This window comes from Ramlibacter montanisoli (genome assembly GCF_013087525.1).
Classification (GTDB): domain Bacteria; phylum Pseudomonadota; class Gammaproteobacteria; order Burkholderiales; family Burkholderiaceae_C; genus Ramlibacter; species Ramlibacter montanisoli.
Map to the genome: position 1 here is coordinate 2,464,252 of NZ_JABFCS010000001.1, position 18,511 is coordinate 2,482,762.

Consider the following 18,511-nt stretch of genomic DNA (forward strand, 5'->3'; position numbering starts at 1 on the left):
TGTACTGCATGAACGAAAAAAAAGGCGGCGCCGCTTCCACGGCGCCGCGGAACATCAATGGCTTACTTCTTCGTGCTGCTGCTGCCGGAGCCGACCGAGCCGCTGCTGCCGCTCGACCCGCTGCTGCCCGTGCTGCTGGAGCCACCCAGGCTGCTGGAGCCGCTCTGGCCGGTGGAGCCGTAGCTGCCGGAGGTGCCCGAGCTCGAAGAGCCCTGGCTGCCGCCCGAAGCGCTCACGCCGCCGGTGCCGCCCATGCCGGACGAACCGGACGGCGAGCCGTAAGAGCTTCCCGGCGAACCGCTGCCCTGGCCCTGGCCGCCGCTGCGGCTGTTGCGCCAGCTGGTGAACTCGTCGCTGAACTTCCTGTAGCGCTCCTGCCGCCAGGACTGGTAGTCGTTGTCCAGGTTGCGGATCTGCTCTTCGCGCCACTGGTGGTACTCGGGGTCGTGGTGCTGCTGGCCACCGCGCGACTGGCTGCCCATGCCGCCACCCTGGCTGGAGCTGCCGTAGCCCTGGCTCCATTCGCTGCCCTGGCTGGTGCCGCCATAGCCGCCCTGGCCATAGCTGCTGGTGCCGCCGAAGTTGCCCTGGGGGCTGCCATAGCCGTAGCCGCCGCCCATGCCGCCGCTGTAGCCCTGGCTGCCGGAGCCATAGCCCTGGCTGCCGTATCCCTGGCTGCCGCTGCCATAGCTGCCCTGGCTGCCTTGGCCGACGCTGCTGCCCATGCCGCCGCCATAGCGGCCCTGCCCGTAGCTGCCGCCCTGGCCGTAGGACGGCTGGTCGTGGCCCTGGCCGCCTTGCCAGCCTTGCGTGCTGCCATAGCCGCCGCCCTGGCCATAGCCGCTGCTGCCGTAGCCACCCGCGCCCTGGCCGTAGGTGCCACCGCTGGACTGGCCGCCCATGCCGCTGCTCATCTGGCCGTAGCCGCCACCGGGTTGGCCACCGCTCCAGCTGCCCTGCTGGCTGCCGTACCGGTTCCAGTCCGACTGGCCGGCCTGGCTGCCATAGCCCTGTCCGCCCTGTCCGTAGCTTTGGCCGCCACCGCCGAAGCCGGACGACTGCATGCCGCCCGCATTGCGGCCGCCGCCGAACTCGCTGCCGGACTCGCCGCGGCCCCAGCTGCCCTGGCTGCCGCCGTACTCGGAGCCGGACGTGCCGCGGCCGTAGCCATGGCTCTCGCCGCCGTAGCCGCCATAACCGGACGACTGCTGCGAGCCGAACTCCGAGCCCGAGCGGCCGTAGCCGCCCTGGGAACCCTGCGATCCCTGCGAGCCGCCGAACTGTCCGCCGCCCTGCTGGCCGCCCCAGCTGCCGCGCGACTCGCTGCCGCCGTAGCCCTGGCCGCGATCCTGCCCCTGGCCGCGATCCTGGCCTTGTTCGCCGCTGCCACTGCCCCAACGGCTCTGCCGGTCGCGATCTTCGTAATCACGAGAAGCCATGTTCATTCTCCTTGTGGATCTGTCTGTGGTCGATGTGTGACGAAGGCTCGCGCGCGCCTTGATGAAGCGAAGGGGCCGGGTCCTCCATCAACGAGTCCAGAGTAGGACTGCACCGCTGATGACCCTGTCGGACAACTGCCGATGGCATGTAGGACTGCTCGGCGCTGCGAAACCAAACGCTGCGAGCTTCACAGAGCGTTTGCACGTTCGCGCGCTGCGCTTGACATGGGTGACCGAGCATCCACTCACCTACGAACAAGGAGAGCAGTCATGGGCAAGACAACCTGGATGGCGCTGGGCCGCCGCGGCCGCGGCCATCGCACTGGCGGCGCCTGCCGCCCACGCACGCACGAACGTCGACGTTCACATCGGCCTGGGCGTGCCGAGCTACGGCTACGGCTATGCGCAACCGGTGTACAGCCAGCCGAGCTACTACTACCAGCCGTCCTACATCTACACGCAGCCGAGCTACGTGGTGCCGCAGCCCCACTACGGCGGCCACCGCCACCGCGGCTGGCGTGACAGCGACCGCGACGGCATCCCGAACCGCTACGACCGCGACCGCGACGGCGACGGCGTGCCGAACCGGTTCGACCGCCGGCCGCAGAATCCCTACCGCTACTGAGCGGGGGAGCGGCCGCGCCTAGTCGTGGCCGTGCAGCATCGCGCTGACGGCCGCGACCAGCGCGATGCCGACCAGCAACCAGGCGACCTGGGCAAGCGTTTCCCGCGCGCCCAGGCGTTTCTGCAACTGGGGGATCAGGTCGGCCAGCGCCACGTAGATGAAGCTGCTGCTGGCCACCACCAGGAAGAAGGGCAGGTAGGCCACCAGCTGGTCCACCAGCCACCAGCCCACCAGCCCGCCCAGTGGCGTCACCGCGCCGGCCAGCGAGACCTTCACCAGCGCGGCGCGCCGGCTGCCGCTGGTTTGCCGCAGCACGGCCAGGTCGCCGATGTGGTGCGGCACTTCATGCGCCAGCACCGCCAGTGCCGCCACCAGGCCCAGGCGCGCGTCGGCCATGAAGGCCGAGGCGATCAGGATGCCGTCGCCGAAGCAGTGCACGCTGTCGCCGGTGAGCACCGCCCAGCCGCCCGAACGCACTGCGGGTTCGGAAGCGTGGGCGTGACCCTCGTGATGGCCATGCGCATGCCCTTCGCCGTTCGACCCGTGGTGGTGATGGTGCTCGTGCCCGTGGTGCCAGAGCTCCGCCTTGTCCAGCAGGAAGAAGAACACCAGGCCTCCCAGCAGCGTGGTGAACAGGGGCTCCGCGCTGCGCCCGCTCTCCAGCGCTTCGGGCAGCAGGTGCATGAAGGCCGTGGCCATCAGCGCGCCGGCGGCGAGGCTCAGGAGGTGCTGTTCGGCCGCGCCGCGACCCAGGGGACCGGTGCCGGCGTCCTTCCAGCCGAGGCGCATGAGGGCGGCCGCGAGCCACACGCTGCCGATGCCGGCGGCGAAGGTCGCGAAGAGGATGGTGATCAGGCTCACGAATGGAAAGCCGCCCCTCGGGGCGGCTCCTTGCGGGGTTCGTTGTTATCGGTCTTCAGGCCGCGCCGTTCGCCTTGAACCACTCCAGCGCGCGCTTCCAGCCATCCTCCGCCGGGCCCTGGCGGAAGCTGGGGCGGTAGTCGGCGTGGAAGGCGTGCGGCGCTTCGGGGTACAGCACGAACTGCGAGGCCCGGGCGGCGGGGGATCCGTTCGCCAGGGCAGCCTTCATCTTATCAACCGTGTCCAGCGGGATGCCGGTGTCGGCCGAGCCGTAGAGGCCGAGCACCGGCGCCTTGAGGCTGGCGGCGACGTCCACCGGGTGGCGCGGGGTCAGGTCCGACGCCGTGCCCACCAGCCGCCCGTACCAGGCCACGCCGGCCTTCACCGGCCCGTGCGCCGCGTACAGCCAGGTGATGCGGCCGCCCCAGCAGAAGCCGGTGATGGCAGCCTTGCGCGCGTCGCCGCCGTTGGCTGCCGCCCACTGCAGCGCGCCGTCGAGGTCGGCCATCACCTGCGCATCGGGCACCTTGGCCACGATCTCGGACATGATCTTGCCAACCTCGCCGTAGCTGCTGGGGTCGCCCTGGCGCGCGAACAGCTCGGGCGCGATCGCCAGGTAGCCGGCGCGCGCGAAGCGGCGCGCGGTGTCGGCGATGTATTCGTGCACGCCGAAGATTTCCTGGATCACCAGCACGACCGGCAGCCCGGTACGCCCGGCCGGCGCGGCTCGGTAGGCCGGGACCTTGAAGCCGTTGACCTCGTAAGTGATCTCGCCCACGGTCAGCCCGTCGGCGGGCGTGCGGATCGCCGTCTGGGCCATCAGCGGCACGGCCGCCGCGGCATAGCCGACGCCCAGCGCCGTCTTCAGTGCGGTGCGGCGCGTCGCGCCCTCCACGGTGGAGGCGCCGGGCAGCAGCGCATCGAAATCCTTCCCCAGGTCTTCGCCAAGCATGGTTTCCTCGGTCATTGCGGACGCCGCAGTCTAGCGATCCCCCGACCTGTCGCAGACTACGGGTTTCAGCCAAGGAGCACCCATGCCCACGATCCGCGTCGACCTCTTCGAAGGCCGCACCCCCGAACAGAAGCGCAACCTGGTCAAGGCGCTGACCCAGGCCTGCGTGGAAACGCTGGGCAGCAAGCCCGAGTCGGTGGACATCCTGCTGTTCGACGTCAAGCCGAGCGACTGGGCCACGGGCGGAGAGCTGTGGTCGGAGAAGAAGAAGTCCTGACCGCGACCGGCGGCGCGCTCCTACGGCCGCGCAGCGGCGGCGAAGGACAATGTGCGCACTGAGATCCCCTGCCCCATGCAACGCCACCTGGCCCTCCTCTCGCTCGCCGCCGCCGCCCTGCTGGCCGGCTGCGTGCAGCCTCCGCAGTCCGCCGCCGCCCCGGCCGGCCCCTGCGACGCGCAAGCCGCGCGCTTCGCGATCGGCTACACGTCGACCGATGCGCTGGCCGCCGAAGTGCAGCGCCGCAGCGGCGCCGACACCGTGCGCGTGCTGCGGCCCGGCCAGGTGACGACCATGGAGTTCAACGCCGAGCGCGTCAACATCGTGCTGGGCGAGGACAACCGGGTGAGCGCGGTGCGCTGCGGGTAGGAGACCGGACCCCGGCAGATTTGCCACCCTAGCGCGCCGAAAACTGCGAAGCTCGGGTCGTTTCGCACCCGAGGGGACCGCCATGAAGACTCGCGCCGCCGTGGCCTGGCAGGCCGGCCAGCCGCTCACCATCGAAGAGCTCGACCTGGAGGGTCCGCGCGCCGGCGAGGTCCTGGTGGAGGTCAAGGCGACCGGCATCTGCCACACCGACTACTACACGCTGTCAGGCGCCGACCCGGAGGGGCTTTTTCCCGCCGTGCTGGGCCACGAAGGTGCGGGCGTCGTGCTGGAGGTCGGCTCGGGCGTGGCATCGCTGAAGGCCGGCGACCACGTCATCCCGCTGTACACGCCGGAGTGCCGGCAGTGCAAGTTCTGCCTCTCGCGCAAGACCAACCTGTGCCAGCGCATCCGCGGCACGCAGGGCAAGGGACTGATGCCGGACGGCACAGCGCGCTTCTCGCTCGGCGGCCAGCCCATCCTCCATTACATGGGCACGTCCACCTTCAGCAACCACATCGTCGCCCCGGAGATCGCGCTGGCGAAGATCCGCACCGACGCGCCCTTCGACAAGGTCTGCTACATCGGCTGCGGCGTCACCACGGGCATCGGCGCGGTGATCTTCACGGCCAAGGTGGAAGCGGGCGCGAATGTCGTGGTGTTCGGCCTGGGCGGCATCGGGCTGAACGTGATCCAGGGCGCCAGGATGGTGGGCGCCGACCGGATCATCGGCGTGGACCTCAATCCGAAGCGCGAGGCCATGGCGCGCAAGTTCGGCATGACGCACTTCCTCGATCCGAAGGAGCACCCCGACATCGTCGACGCCATCGTGCAGCTCACCGACGGGGGCGCCGACTACAGCTTCGAGTGCATCGGCAACACCACCACCATGCGGCAGGCGCTGGAGTGCTGCCACAAGGGCTGGGGCCAGAGCGTGATCATCGGCGTGGCCGACGCCGGCAAGGAGATCGGCACGCGCCCCTTCCAGCTGGTGACCGGGCGCGTCTGGAAGGGCTCCGCCTTCGGCGGCGCGCGCGGCCGCACCGACGTGCCGAGGATCGTCGACTGGTACATGGAGGGCAAGATCAACATCGACGACCTGATCACCCACACGCTGAAGCTGGAGGACATCAACAAGGGCTTCGAGCTGATGAAGGCCGGCGAGTCGATCCGCTCGGTGGTGGTCTATTGAGATGGATGCGGTCACCACGCTGGAGGAACACCGCTGCTTCGGCGGGGTGCAGGGCTTCCACGAGCATGCGTCGCAGGCGGTCGGCTTGCCGATGCGCTTCGGCGTGTACGTCCGCCGCAGGCGCAGCAGGAGCCTTGTCCCGTGCTGTATTGCCTGGCGGGCCTCACCTGCAACGAGCAGACCTTCGCGATCAAGGCCGGGGCGCAGCAGCATGCGGCGCGGCATGGCCTGGTGCTGGTGACGCCGGACACGAGCCCGCGCAACACGGGCGTCGCCGAGGCGGATGCGGACTGGCAGTTCGGCACCGGCGCCGGCTTCTACCTGGACGCGACGCGCGAACCGTATGCGCGCCACTGGCGCATGGAAACCTGGCTGGTGGAGGAACTGCCCTCGGTGCTGGCCTCACGCTTTCCGGTGCGCGACGATCGCGTGGGGATCCTGGGGCACTCCATGGGTGGGCATGGCGCGCTCACGCTGGCACTGCGGCACCCCGGGCGGTTTCGCTCGGTGTCGGCCTTCGCGCCGATCTGCGCACCTTCCGATGTGCCCTGGGGCCGCGGCGCCTTCGGGGGCTACCTGGGCGAGGATGCGTCGGCATGGCGGGAGCACGACGCGGTGCGGCTCGTCGCCGGCGGCGCCCGCGCCCCGATGCTGGTTGTGGACCAGGGCATGGAGGACCCGTTCCTCGCCACCCAGCTGCGGCCGGAACGGCTGGAGGAGGCCTGCGCCGCCGCAGGGCAGCCCCTGACCCTGCGCCGGCACGCGGGCTACGACCACGGCTACTTCTTCATCGCCAGCTTCGTGGGCGAGCATCTCGCGCACCACGCCGCCCTGCTCCGCGCCTGAGCAGGGCCATCGACCTGATCGACGGCACCTGCGAGCTGTTCCGCCACGGCGCGATGCGGCCCAAGCGGCAGGGGCGCAGCGGGCGCAGGCCGTAAAAAGCCTTTTGCGACAGGCACTTGAGCATGGCCAGCGGGGCGAAGGTGCCCTGCCCGCAGTGCCTGCGCGGCCCCCGGCCCCGGCTTGGCGCAGATCACCGGACGAGCACCCAGGTGCCGAATGGCATGGAGGGGCCATGCCCGACCGCCCCAATGGGCGTGTTCCCAAATGCAATTTTCGTGTAGCCTGAAATATTCATGGACGCGCGGTCGAGCAGTCTTGGTGCCTCGTTGGGTTGACCCACCAATTCGATCCTGAGCGTAGGGGGCGGCAATGCACCGCCACGGCATACGTGTGGATGGGCTCCCAGGAGATACGAGATGGACACGCGCAGTCGGAAAACCGATTCTGGTTCGCGCGCAGCGTTGTCGAACCGGCAATCCGCCGGGCCGATCCGGCTGCTGGCAGGGCTCGTGCGGCGGGCACTCGAGAGCCTGGCGTCGCCGGCGCCGGTCGCGCCGCGGCCGGTGTTCGAAACGTTCGAGCCCCGGGTGCTGCTGGCGGCCGACACCGTGGTGCCACGCGTCGAGGGCTCCATCGACGTACCGGGTGAAGTCGATCGCTACGTGTTCAGCGTCCAGGACGAGATCCGCGTCGTCTTCGATTCGCTGACGGCCGATTCCAGCCTGCAGTGGTCGCTGGAAGGCCAGGCCGGCAGCATCGCATCGGCCATCCCGCTGCGCAGTGCCGACGCGATCGACCGCGGCGGCGCCGTGGCCTACGACCTGCCGCCCGGCGACTACACCCTGTCCATCGATGGCACCGGTGACCGCACCGGCAGCTATGCCTTCCGCATCCTGGACCTGGGGCGTGCCGCCACGGTCACGCCGGGCACGTCCGTCAGCGGGCAACTCGGTCCCGCCAATGAAACGGATGCATACAACTTCGTTGGCACTGCCGGGCAGACCTACTTCTTCGACCGCACGCAGCAGGGCGGCGACACGTGGTGGCGCCTGATCGGGCCCGATGGCCGGTCGGTCTGGGGGCCGACGTCGATGACGTCCGATGTCGAGAACGTCACGCTGGCGCAGACCGGCCTGTACAGCCTTCTGGTCGAGGGCCGCGTGACGACCACGACGGCGCGGACTATGCCTTCACGATCCACCAGGTGGTCGACCAGGCCAAGCCCCTGGTTCTGGGCCAGGGCCAGGCGCTGGCGCCGGCCTGGCCGAACGGCGGCGGCGTGGTACTCGACGGCTCGAACTGGCTGCAGACGCCCGACGCGCCCGGGCTGCACGCACCGCGCGTGGTGACGATGGAGGCCTGGGTCACGCTGGGCAGTTTCACCAACAGCTACATGCCGCTGTTCTACAAGGGCGCCGGCGACGGCACGCTGGGTGCGGGCCGCACCTTTGCGTTGTTCGCGGTGAACGGCGGCGGCCTGCTCCTCTCCACCGGCGACGGGAGCGAGCAGTTCCTGTCTTCCCCCTCTGCCCTGGTGACGCCGGGCGTGCGCACCCACGTGGCGGCGACGATCGACCGCGATGCGGGCACCATGGCGATCTTCGTCGACGGAACGCAGGTGGCCAGCGGCAGCGTGCGGACCGGCAATGCCACGGCCAGCGCCTCGCCGCTGACCGTGGGCTTCACGTCCGAGCCGTTTGGCGGCTTCGGGCCCTTCGTCGGCCGCATCGAAGACGTGCGCCTCTGGAACGTTGCGCGCTCGGCGGCCGAGCTCGACGCCGCGCGCAGCACCGAAGTGGCACCGGGGACGCCCGGCCTGCTGCTGGACTGGCGGCTGGACGAGGGCGCCGGCACGCTCCTGGCGGACAACAGCGGACTGGGGCACGCCGGCAGCTTCTCCGGCTTGCTGGACAAGCTGACCGATGCGGTGGCCGGCCGCATCGAGGTGCCGGGCCAGCGCGTGGTCTACACGCTGGACCTGCTGCAACCGAAGCAGGTCGTGTTCGACTCGCTGGCGGACACCAACTTCACCTGGACGCTGGAGGGTCCGCGGGGCACGCATGTCAGCGCTCGCAGCTTCCAGGGCAGCGACTCGCGCGAGTGGGGCACCGCCGACGGCTACATCGCCGACTTCGCGGCCGGCAACCGGCTGGTGCACGAGCTGGCCCCCGGCCGCTACACGTTCACCATCGACGCGCCGGGGATGCCACCGGCGCTTTCGCATGGCGCCTGATCGACCTCGCGCAGGCCACGGCGTTCACTCCCGGCAGCGTGGTCACGGGCAGCATCGATCCCGGCAATGCCACCCAGGCCTGGCGTTTCGACGCGGCCGCCGGCGACCGCGTGGCCTTCGACTTCCTGTCCGCCTCCGACGCCGACATGCAGTGGCGCCTGATCTCGCCGGCCGGCGACCAGATTTTCAGCAGCTTCTTCGGCTCCGACGTGGCCGAACGCACGCTGGCGCAGGCCGGAAGCTATACGCTGCTGGTCGAGGGCCGGCGCTTTGCGCGCGTGCCCAACGCGTACAGCTTCAACGTGCTGCCGCGCGGCAACACCTACAGCGAGCGGACCCCTGGGTTCGACCAGGCCTTCGACGGCCCGGCGCTCGACCCGCTGTGGCGCGCCGGCGGCGTGCCGAGCACCCTCACCCCCGCCGGAACACCCGAACTGCGCTTTCGAGACGCTGGACGGCGCTTCGGTGCTGCGCCTGCAGAACAGCATCGCGGGGCAGTTCCGCGGCGAGGGCTGGACCACCACCAGCAACGCCGTCGGCCAGGGCCTGAACTACGAAGTGCGCTTCAACACCCTGGTGCAGGGCACGGGCGCCGGCAGCGACGAGCTGATCGGCCTGAGCCTCACCGACGTGGCCGACCCGAACCGGTGGATCGCAACTGCGCTCTACAGCAATGCCAGCGGCGCCGCGCGCCAGTTCCGCATCGACAGCCGCGGCGTGGGCGGCAGCGGCTTCCAGTCCCCGGCCTTCGCCTTCGCCGACAACACCTGGTACCGGTTGCGCCTGGAGGCGGCGGTGGACGGGCACCTGCGCGCGGTCGTCCTCAGCGACGTGGGCGTAGAGCTGGCGAGCCTGTCGTTCGGCGTCACGAGCGACGTCTTCGCCGGCGGCTTCCGCGCCGGGATCTACCAGGCCAACACCAACGGCGGCACCAGCACGACCGACGTCGCCATCGACTGGGCCCGGCTGGACACCACGCCGGCGGCACCGGCGCCGCTGGTGCTGGATGCCTTGACCAGCGGCGAGCGCACGGTGGCCACGCAGCGCGACCTCTACAGCTTCACGCTGGCGCAGGACACGCTGGCGGTGATGGACCCGCGCGTGGACAACGGGCAACTGCGCTGGACGCTCACGGGCGACCGGGGCCAGATCGGCAGCCTGAACTTCCAGCAGCGCAGCTGGGACATGGGCGGCAATCCGGTGATGCGCCTGGCCGCGGGAACCTACACGCTGCGCATCGACGGCAACACCACCGGTGCCTACGGCTTCCGGCTGATGGACCTGTCGGCCGCCACGGTGCTCACGCCGGGCACGCCGCTGTCGGACACGCTGGCCCCGGGCAACAGCACGCGCGCCTACCGCTTCGATGCCGCCGCGGGCGACCGGGTGTACTTTGACGCGCAGCAGGCAAGCAACGGCGACTCCAGCTGGCGGCTGATCTCGCCCAGCGGCGACCAGCGCTGGATCACCGGGCTGACCAGCGACGTGGACGTCACCACGCTGGACCAGGCCGGCACCTGGACCCTGATCGTCGAGGGCCGCCGCTACCAGGCGGCATCGACCAATGCCTTCACGGTCAACGTGGTGCCCGCCGTGACGACGACCACCGACATCACGTTCGGCCAGACCGTCGGCACGGGCGCGCGCTGGGGCGCCGGCGCACCGGCGCTGGGCAGCGGCACCGCGCTGGAGTTCGACGGCTTGCGCTGGCTGGGCGTAACCGGCCCCGCGACCAATCTGCGCAACGACCTGACGCTGGAGGCCTGGATCCGGCCCGAGGCCTACGCCACCACCTGGACACCGATCGCCCTCAAGGGCGACGAGTTGGACCGGTGGGGCTACGAACTGTGGCTCAACAACAGTGGTTTCCTGTGGTGGGGAACGCGCGACGCCGCGGGACGACAGAACATCGTGACGGCCGCGGGTTCGATCCAGCTCGACCGGTGGACCCATGTCGCCGCGGTCATCGACCGCAGCGCCGCGACCCCGCAGTTGCGCGTCTACCTCGATGGCGTGCTCGCGGCCTCCGGCGCAGTGCGCAGCAGCGCCGGGATCGACGTGTCCACCCCGCTGTACATCGGCGGCTCCGATCCGGCCAACCGCGCCGTCGACACCGCCTTCGACGGGGCGATCGACGAACTGCGGCTGTGGAGCGTCGCCCGCACCCAGGCGCAGATCATTGCCGATCGCAATGCCGTGCCCGCAGCTCCGGTGGCCGGCCTGAGCCTGCGCCTGCCCTTCGACGAGGGCAGCGGCAACACCGTGGCCGATGCGGGGCCGTTCGCCGCCGGGGTGACGGTGTCGCATCTCCTGGGCGACACGCCCGGCGTCATCGCAGGCCTCCTCGCCACCCCCGGCCAGACCGACCGCTACCGCTTCACGATGGCGCAGGACACGCGCATCGTCGTGGACGCGCTGACCAACTCCTTCGGCGTGGTCAATTGGTCGCTCACCGGCCCCGACGGCCTGGTCGCTGCCCGCAATCTCAACAGCACTGACTCCTCGAATTTCTTCGCAAGCTACGAGCTCGCCGCAGGCGACTACACCCTGTCGATCGACGCCTCGGGCGACGGCGTGGCGGCCTATGGGCTGCGCCTGATCGACCTGGGCGCCGCCACGCTCTTCACCCCCGGCCAGGCGGTGGGCGCCGAACTGCGCCCGGGAAGCCGCACCGATGCCTGGGCGTTCGACGCCGTCGCCGGGCAGAGCTTCTATTTCGACAACCTGGGCGCCGCCACTTCCGACGGCCGCTGGCGCCTGCTGGACCCGCTCGGTCGCCTGGTATGGGAAACGGGCCTCACCAGCGACGTCGACACCTTCAGTCTCGCGCTCGCCGGCCGCTACACGCTGCTGGCCGAGGGCCGCCATCACGCGCCCCACCAGGCCAATGCCTACCAGTTCAACCTGCGGCCGCTTGGCCAGGCCATCGTCGATATCGAACTGGGCAATCGCTACGGGGTCGACCCGGGTCTGGCTCCGGGCCGGATCGGGCAGGGCTTCGGAGCCTGGGGCACAGCCTATGCGTCCGTGCCCAACGGCGCGGCGGTCGACCTCCGGGGCGATGTCACCGTCGAAGCATGGATCAGGCCCGAGCGCTTCAGCAACACCTGGATGCCGATCGTGGTGAAGTCGGGCGACACGGTCGGCTCGCGCACCTATTCGCTCTGGCTCAACAACGGCGGCTTCCTGCACCTCAGCGTGGCCGATGCCAACGGCACCAATCACACGGTGAACAGCCCCAATGGCAGCGTCGTGCTTGGCCAGTGGACGCACATTGCCGGCGTGATCGACCGCAGCGGCGGCACGCCTCAGTTGCGCATCTACGTCAATGGCGTGCTTGCCGGCACGTCGGCACTGGGCAGCGCTGCGGCGGCGGGCAACACCTCGCCGCTGATGATCGGCACGGAGCCGCTGGGCGGCGAGTTCGACGGCGTGATCGAAGGTGCGGCTGTGGAGTGTGGCGCGCAGTGCCGGCGACATCGCTTCGGGCCTGGGCAACGGGCTCGCCGGCAACGAAGCCGGCTTGTCGGCCTATCTGCCGTTCGACACGCTGGCCGGCGGCCTGAGTGCGAGCGGCATGAGCGGTGGGGCGCCGGCGCGCCTGAGCGGCCGTTTCCAGGGCATGGGCGGCACCGTGCTGGGCGGCCTCATCGCGACGCCCGGACAGACCGACAGCTACCGGTTCAATGTCGCCAGCCGAGGCCTGTATGCGCTGGACAACCTGTCCAATGCGTATGGGGTGGTCAGCTGGCGCCTGACCGGCCCGGGCGGCTACGTTGCCACGCGCAACGTGCAGAGTTCGGACTCCTTCGACGGAAACCCGGTGCTCGATCTCGCCGCGGGCACGTACACGTTGAGCGTCGATGCGTCCGCCGACAACACTTCCGCGTACGGACTGCGCCTGATCGACCTTGCGGCGGCGCCGACCATGACGCCGGGCACTCCGATGGTGGGCGATCTGGTGCCCGGCAGCCGGTCCGATGCCTATGCCTTCGATGCCACCGCCGGGCAGCGCTTTTACCTCGACATCCAGGCGAGGGCGAACGGGAATGGCAGCATCCGCGTGATCTCGCCGCAAGGCGACCCCTTGCTGCTCACCGGGCTGGACACCGACTCGGGCCCGTTCACCGTGCCATCGGACGGCCGCTACACCGTGCTGATCGAAGGCCGCCGCACGGCGACCACCACCGACAACAGCTACCGCGTGACGCTCCAGCCGGTGATCGACCCGGTGCACACGCTGGTGCTGGGCCAGTCGCAGGGCCTGGCGCCGACCTGGACCGGTGGGCAACTCGCGCTTGCCGGCCATCACTGGCTGCAGACCCCCGACGCCGCCGACCTGAATGCGCCGCGCGCGCTCACGATCGAAGCCTGGGTGACGGTGGACCGGTTCGTCAACAGCTTCATGCCGATCGTCTACAAGGGCGCGGGGGACGCCACCTTCGGCGCGCGCCGCACCTACTCGCTGTGGGTCAACAACAGCGGCAACCTGATCCTGAGCACCGGCGACGGCGCCGAACAAGCCGTGACCACCAGCGGTTCGCCCATCCGGCTCGGGGTGCGCACGCACGTGGCAGCGACGATCGACCGGGACGCCGGCACGATGAAGATCTTCGTCGACGGCGTGCAGGTCGCCGCCGCCGCCGTGCGGACGACCAACCCCTTTAGCAGCACGTCGGCGCTGGACGTCGGCCGCACCCGCGAGCCCTCGTCCCAGTTCAGCACCTTCAACGGCACGATCGAAGACCTGCGCTTGTGGAAGGTCGCGCGCAGCGGCGCCGAAATCGAAGCCGCGCGCCACGCGGCCGTCGCCGCCGGAACGCCGAACCTGATGCTGAACTGGCGCCTCGACGAAGGCAGCGGCACCGTGCTGGCAGACAGCAGCGGGCTGGGACATGCCGGCAGCGTGTCGGGCCTGTTCGACAACCTGCCCGGCACGGTGGCCGGCCGCATCGAGGTGCCGGGCCAGCGCGTGGTCTACACGCTGGACCTGCTGCAACCGAAGCAGGTCGTGTTCGACTCGCTGGCGGACACCAACTTCACCTGGACGCTGGAAGGCCCGCGGGGCACGCATGTCAGCGCTCGCAGCTTCCAGGGCAGCGACTCGCGCGAGTGGGGCACCGCCGACGGCTACATCGCCGACTTCGCGGCCGGCAACCGGCTGGTGCACGAGCTGGCCCCCGGCCGCTACACGTTCACCATCGACGCGCCGGGGATGCCACCGGCGCTTTCGCATGGCGCCTGATCGACCTCGCGCAGGCCACGGCGTTCACTCCCGGCAGCGTGGTCACGGGCAGCATCGATCCCGGCAATGCCACCCAGGCCTGGCGTTTCGACGCGGCCGCCGGCGACCGGGTGGCCTTCGACTTCCTGTCCGCCTCCGACGCCGACATGCAGTGGCGCCTGATCTCGCCGGCCGGCGACCAGCTTTTCAGCAGCTTCTTCGGCTCCGACGTGGCCGAACGCACGCTGACGCAGGCCGGAAGCTACACGCTGCTGGTCGAAGGGCGGCGGCACCACCAGTCGCCCAACGGCTACAGCTTCCAGGTGCTGCCCCGGGGCAACACGCTGGCCGAGCGCATCAGCGGCATCGACGACAGCTTCGATGGCGCCAGCCTCGCCAGCCACTGGGGGTGCCCACGGGCACCGGCACCATGACGCCCGCGTTCGAATCGCTCGACGGCGCGAGCGTCCTGCGGCTGACGTCCGTGCGCGGCGGCGGCGGCACCGGGCTCTCCTTGCCCGGCACGCGCAACGTCGCGGGCCAGGGCCTGGACTTCGAGATCCGCCTGAATACCCTGGTACAGGGCACCGGCGCCAGCACCGACGAATTCATCGCGCTGAGCCTCTCGGCGGTGGACGATCCGAATCGCAGCCTGTACGTCAACCTGTTCAGCGACGCCAACGGAGCCAACCGCCAGTTCCGCTCGGCGCGTTCCGACCTGGGGCGCCTCGACCAGGCCTTCGCCTTCGCCGACAACACCTGGTATCGACTGAAGCTCGAGGCCGCTGCCAACGGCAACGTGCGTGCGGTGGTCCTGAGCGACGCCAGCACCGAACTGCTGTCGCGCGACCTGGGCGTGACGGCGGACTGGTTCACGGGCGGCGCCCGCTTTGGCATCTACCAGTTCAACACGCTCGGCGGCACGGCAACCAAGGCCGACGTCGCCATCGACTGGGCCCGGCTGGACACGACGCCGGCGGCACCGGCGCCGCTGGTGCTGGATGCCTTGACCAGCGGCGAGCGCACGGTGGCCACGCAGCGCGACCTCTACAGCTTCACGCTGGCGCAGGACACGCTGGTGGTGATGGACCCGCGCGTGGACAACGGGCAACTGCGCTGGACGCTCACGGGCGACCGGGGCCAGATCGGCAGCCTGAACTTCCAGCAGCGCAGCTGGGACATGGGCGGCAATCCGGTGATGCGCCTGGCCGCGGGAACCTATACGCTGCGCATCGACGGCAACACCACCGGTGCCTACGGCTTCCGGCTGATGGACCTGTCGGCCGCCACGGTGCTCACGCCGGGCACGCCGCTGTCGGACACGCTGGCCCCGGGCAACAGCACGCGCGCCTACCGCTTCGATGCCGCCGCGGGCGACCGGGTGTACTTTGACGCGCAGCAGGCAAGCAACGGCGACTCCAGCTGGCGGCTGATCTCGCCCAGCGGCGACCAGCGCTGGATCACCGGGCTGACCAGCGACGTGGACGTCACCACGCTGGACCAGGCCGGCACCTGGACCCTGGTCGTCGAGGGCCGCCGCTACCAGGCGGCCGCCACGAATGCGTTCCGGATCAACGCGCAGCCCGTGGCCGACATCGAGGCCACGCTGGTGGTCGGCGAACGCGTGGACGGCACCATCGCGCACACCGGCCAGCGCCTCCACTACGAATTCACGCTCGGCACCCGCGCGGCCATGCTGTTCGATGCGCTGTCCGATTCGCCCTTCAACTGGAGCCTGCGCGGCCCGCGCGGGACCCTGGTCGGGCCCGGCGGCTTCCTGGGGGGCGAGCGGGCCATCCGCTCCTCCGATTCGTGGGACATCGGCGGCAATCCGCTGCTCGACCTGGAAGCGGGCAACTACGTCCTGACCGTGGACGGCGCCGCCGACGCCACCGGCAACGTCGCCTTCCGGCTGCTCGATCTGGCCGCCGCCACCCCGATCACGCCGGGGTGGCCCGCAGCGGGACGCTGAGCCCGGGCAACGAGACCGACCTGTACCGCTTCGAGGCCACCGCCGGCGACCGCTACTACTTCGATTCGCAGCAGGTCGCCAATGGCGATGCGCTGTGGCGCTTGTATGGCCCCCTCGGCAATCTCGTCTGGCTGCAGGGTCTCCCGAGCGACGTCGACGTCCTCACACTGGGCGACACCGGCACCTACACGCTGGCCATCGAAGGCCGACGCTACACGACCGCGCTCAATGACTACCGCGTGCTCGCGCAGCCCTTGCCGGTGGTGGCGCCGGTCCGCCTGAGCGCCCTCGAGAGCACGCCCGCCCCCGACCTGCGGCCGACCGACCTTCTGGTCGAGGGCACGATCGAGGCCGGTGCGACGGTCACGTTCCACTGGGTGGATCGCAACGAGGGGCTGCTTCCCGCCGATGTCGCCTGGCGCGACCGCGTGGTCGTCACGCGCGTAGGCAGCGACGAGGTGATCGCCAGCGTGGTGCTGCCCTACGACGCCGGCGCACTGGGCGCCCTGGCCGCGGGCGCGCAGCTGGCGCGGTCGGCCGCGGTCACGCTGCCCGAAGGCGCCCTCGGCGCCGGCCTGCTGCGCTTTGCCGTCACGCTCGACATCGACAACGCACTGGCCGAGCAGAACGGTCCGGGCACCGCGGAGGGCAACAACGCCGCCGACACGGTGGTCACGTCGACGTTGCCGGTCTACGCCGATCTGCAGCCCGGCGCGCTGACCGTCACGCCGCCCAGCGGCTGGGAGGCCGGTGCGGCGGTCACGGTGCAGTGGCGCAGCACGAACAACGGCACGCGCGACGCCAGCGGGCCCTGGACCGAGACCTTGCTGGTGCGCAACGTCTCGTCCAACCAGACCGTCCTGTCGCAGACCCTCACGCATGACGGCAGCGCGCTCGCCGCGGGCGGCGGCTTCGTCGAACGCAGCGTCGGTTTCAGCTGGCCGTCCGGCAGCCTCGAAACCGGCCTCTACACCTTCAGCGTCACCGTCGACAGCGGCGCGTCGGTCGTGGAGGTCAATGCCGGCGGCACCGGCGAGACCAACAACGTCGCCAGCCTGTCGGTCGCGTCGGCACCGGACCTGCGCGTGCAGGGCCTGGCGCTCGACCCCGGCCCCCTGCTCTCCAGCGCGACGCTCACGCTGCGCTGGACCACCCTCAACGAGGGCAACGCCGTCGTACGCAACGGCTTCAGCGAGCGCGTGCGGGTGGTCAACATCGCCACGGGCCAGGTCATCCTCAACACGGCGGTGCTGTACGACGCCGCGGTGGGCGGTGTCATTGCCGCGGGGGAGCCGCGCGCGGGAGATCAGTTTCCAGCTGCCCGACGGGCAGGCAGGAGCCGGCAACTTCGAAGTGACGGTCACGAGCGATTCCGACGTCAACGGCAGCAGCGGCGTGCTGGAGTTGAACGCGTCCAACACGGCGGAAGGGAACAATGCGGCGAGCCTGACGTTCACTTCGGCCCAGGCGGCCTACCCGAACCTGGTGGCCGGCGCCCCGGTCTCGGTGCCGAGCGCTGGCGGGGGCCAGACGGTCACCGTCACCTGGACGGTGACGAATGCCGGCGCCACCGCCGCGACCGGCAGCTGGATCGATCGCCTCGTGCTCTCGGGCGACGGCAGCTTCGGCAATGGCGACGACCGCCTGAGCGTGGACGTGCCGCACACCGGCCCCCTGGCCGCCGGCGCGAGCTATGACGCGAGTGCGCTGGTCACGCTGCCGAACCAGTTCGACGGCACCCTGCACTGGATCGTGCGCACCGACGTTCTCGCGTCCGTCGTCGAACCGGACACCCGTCCGGACAACACCTCCGCGCCGACGGCGGTCACGGTCGCTTCGCCTTTCAGCGACTTCCTGGTCGAAGCCGTCAGCGCCCCGGGCGCCGCGATCGCCGGGACCTCGGTCGAGGTCGCCTGGCGCGTGCGCAACATCGGCAACGCCATCGCCGACGGCAGCTGGCGCGACCGCGTCGTGCTTTCGAACGACGGGATCTACGACAGCACGGACATCGTGCTGGGCACCTTCAACCGCAGCGGGCCGCTGGCGACGCAAGAGACCTACACGGTGCGAGCCAGCTTCACGCTGCCCCTGGAGCTGACCGGCAGCTGGCAGGTGCTGGTGCGCAGTGACATCGACGGGTCCGTCTTCGAAGGGGGCCGCATCGGCAACGACACCGGGACCGCGCCTGCGCCCCTGGTCATCGCGCCGGCGCCTTCGGCCAACCTGGTGGCCGGCGCGGTGATCGCGCCGGCGCAGGCGCTCGCCGGCGCCGTGGTGTCGGCCAGCTGGACCATCACCAACGAGGGCGAGGTCGCCGCGCTGGGCCCCTGGACCGACTACGTCTACTTCGCACCCATCGGCCAGTTGGCCGGGGCCACACTGCTGGGGACGCGCTCGCGCAACGAGCCCCTGGCGGTCGGCGCGAACTACAGCGCCAGCCTGCAGGTGGCACTGCCGGCGGTGGCCGACACCGACGGCGCGCGCCTGCTGGTCGTCACCGATGCGCAGCACGGAGTCTACGAGT

The 18,511-nt window shown here is 70.5% G+C and carries 14 protein-coding genes and 2 pseudogenes; 12 read left to right on the plus strand and 4 right to left on the minus strand.

The window, feature by feature from the left end:
• Positions 1–62: 62 nt before the first annotated feature.
• A complete protein-coding gene (locus tag HK415_RS12115) occupies positions 63–1,439 on the minus strand; it encodes a hypothetical protein (RefSeq protein ID WP_171559531.1) in 1,377 nt (458 codons plus the stop codon).
• Positions 1,440–1,668: 229 nt separating this feature from the next.
• On the opposite strand from HK415_RS12115, the gene HK415_RS12120 reads away from it, so the two are divergent.
• Complete coding sequence (locus HK415_RS12120; RefSeq protein ID WP_309246674.1) at positions 1,669–2,064, plus strand: thrombospondin type 3 repeat-containing protein; 396 nt, start codon at positions 1,669–1,671, stop codon at positions 2,062–2,064.
• Between the two features lie 18 nt (positions 2,065–2,082).
• Here the strand turns inward: HK415_RS12120 and HK415_RS12125 are convergent, their stop codons facing one another.
• Both HK415_RS12125 and HK415_RS12130 read right to left on the minus strand, forming a co-directional pair.
• On the minus strand, positions 2,083–2,925 hold the full coding sequence (locus HK415_RS12125) for a ZIP family metal transporter (RefSeq protein ID WP_171559534.1): 843 nt from the start codon (positions 2,923–2,925) through the stop codon (positions 2,083–2,085).
• A gap of 55 nt (positions 2,926–2,980) precedes the next feature.
• The gene (locus tag HK415_RS12130) at positions 2,981–3,877 is read right to left on the minus strand and encodes a dienelactone hydrolase family protein (protein WP_171559537.1); all 897 of its coding nucleotides are present in this window, start codon (positions 3,875–3,877) and stop codon (positions 2,981–2,983) included.
• A 46-nt stretch (positions 3,878–3,923) separates the two neighbouring features.
• On the opposite strand from HK415_RS12130, the gene HK415_RS12135 reads away from it, so the two are divergent.
• The 6 genes and pseudogenes from HK415_RS12135 to HK415_RS12155 all read left to right on the plus strand — a co-directional run bounded on the left by HK415_RS12135 (position 3,924) and on the right by HK415_RS12155 (position 8,791).
• Positions 3,924–4,154, plus strand: coding sequence for a 4-oxalocrotonate tautomerase (locus HK415_RS12135; protein ID WP_256373102.1), 231 nt, complete (start codon positions 3,924–3,926; stop codon positions 4,152–4,154).
• Between the two features lie 75 nt (positions 4,155–4,229).
• Positions 4,230–4,523, plus strand: coding sequence for an I78 family peptidase inhibitor (locus tag HK415_RS12140; protein ID WP_171559543.1), 294 nt, complete (start codon positions 4,230–4,232; stop codon positions 4,521–4,523).
• Between the two features lie 82 nt (positions 4,524–4,605).
• Positions 4,606–5,712: an S-(hydroxymethyl)glutathione dehydrogenase/class III alcohol dehydrogenase gene (locus tag HK415_RS12145; protein ID WP_171559546.1), complete on the plus strand. Its 1,107-nt coding sequence runs from the start codon at positions 4,606–4,608 to the stop codon at positions 5,710–5,712.
• Position 5,713: 1 nt separating this feature from the next.
• A pseudogene (gene fghA / locus HK415_RS12150) lies at positions 5,714–6,558 on the plus strand (S-formylglutathione hydrolase).
• Between the two features lie 563 nt (positions 6,559–7,121).
• Complete coding sequence (locus HK415_RS25035) at positions 7,122–7,907, plus strand: LEPR-XLL domain-containing protein (RefSeq protein ID WP_309246675.1); 786 nt, start codon at positions 7,122–7,124, stop codon at positions 7,905–7,907.
• Positions 7,904–8,791, plus strand: coding sequence for a LamG domain-containing protein (locus HK415_RS12155; RefSeq protein ID WP_309246833.1), 888 nt, complete (start codon positions 7,904–7,906; stop codon positions 8,789–8,791). Before HK415_RS25035 ends, HK415_RS12155 begins: the two co-directional genes overlap by 4 nt.
• Here HK415_RS12155 and HK415_RS12160 read toward each other — a convergent pair.
• On the minus strand, positions 8,734–9,279 hold the full coding sequence (locus HK415_RS12160) for a hypothetical protein (protein ID WP_171559554.1): 546 nt from the start codon (positions 9,277–9,279) through the stop codon (positions 8,734–8,736). The genes HK415_RS12155 and HK415_RS12160 overlap by 58 nt on opposite strands.
• Here HK415_RS12160 and HK415_RS25040 point away from each other — a divergent pair.
• The 5 genes and pseudogenes from HK415_RS25040 to HK415_RS26345 form a co-directional block, all read left to right on the plus strand.
• A pseudogene (locus HK415_RS25040) lies at positions 9,257–12,226 on the plus strand (LamG-like jellyroll fold domain-containing protein); the annotation flags it as partial. The gene HK415_RS12160 and the pseudogene HK415_RS25040 overlap by 23 nt on opposite strands.
• A gap of 511 nt (positions 12,227–12,737) precedes the next feature.
• Positions 12,738–14,036: a LamG domain-containing protein gene (locus tag HK415_RS25045; protein WP_253261856.1), complete on the plus strand. Its 1,299-nt coding sequence runs from the start codon at positions 12,738–12,740 to the stop codon at positions 14,034–14,036.
• A gap of 38 nt (positions 14,037–14,074) precedes the next feature.
• On the plus strand, positions 14,075–14,449 hold the full coding sequence (locus HK415_RS12175; RefSeq protein ID WP_171559560.1) for a hypothetical protein: 375 nt from the start codon (positions 14,075–14,077) through the stop codon (positions 14,447–14,449).
• A complete protein-coding gene (locus HK415_RS12180; RefSeq protein ID WP_171559563.1) occupies positions 14,425–15,987 on the plus strand; it encodes a hypothetical protein in 1,563 nt (520 codons plus the stop codon). Before HK415_RS12175 ends, HK415_RS12180 begins: the two co-directional genes overlap by 25 nt.
• Positions 15,966–17,684: a CARDB domain-containing protein gene (locus HK415_RS26345; protein WP_309246676.1), complete on the plus strand. Its 1,719-nt coding sequence runs from the start codon at positions 15,966–15,968 to the stop codon at positions 17,682–17,684. Before HK415_RS12180 ends, HK415_RS26345 begins: the two co-directional genes overlap by 22 nt.
• Positions 17,685–18,511 lie beyond the last annotated feature (827 nt).

Excerpts from the sequence above, each read along its gene's own strand:
- HK415_RS12145 (WP_171559546.1), top strand. The coding sequence starts at position 4,606 with ATGAAGACTCGCGCCGCCGTGGCCTGGCAGGCCGGCCAGCCGCTCACC.
- HK415_RS12160 (WP_171559554.1), bottom strand. The coding sequence starts at position 9,279 with ATGCTGTTCTGCAGGCGCAGCACCGAAGCGCCGTCCAGCGTCTCGAAA.
- HK415_RS12130 (WP_171559537.1), bottom strand. The coding sequence starts at position 3,877 with ATGCTTGGCGAAGACCTGGGGAAGGATTTCGATGCGCTGCTGCCCGGC.
- HK415_RS12140 (WP_171559543.1), top strand. The coding sequence starts at position 4,230 with ATGCAACGCCACCTGGCCCTCCTCTCGCTCGCCGCCGCCGCCCTGCTG.
- HK415_RS12115 (WP_171559531.1), bottom strand. The coding sequence starts at position 1,439 with ATGGCTTCTCGTGATTACGAAGATCGCGACCGGCAGAGCCGTTGGGGC.
- HK415_RS25045 (WP_253261856.1), top strand. The coding sequence starts at position 12,738 with ATGGTGGGCGATCTGGTGCCCGGCAGCCGGTCCGATGCCTATGCCTTC.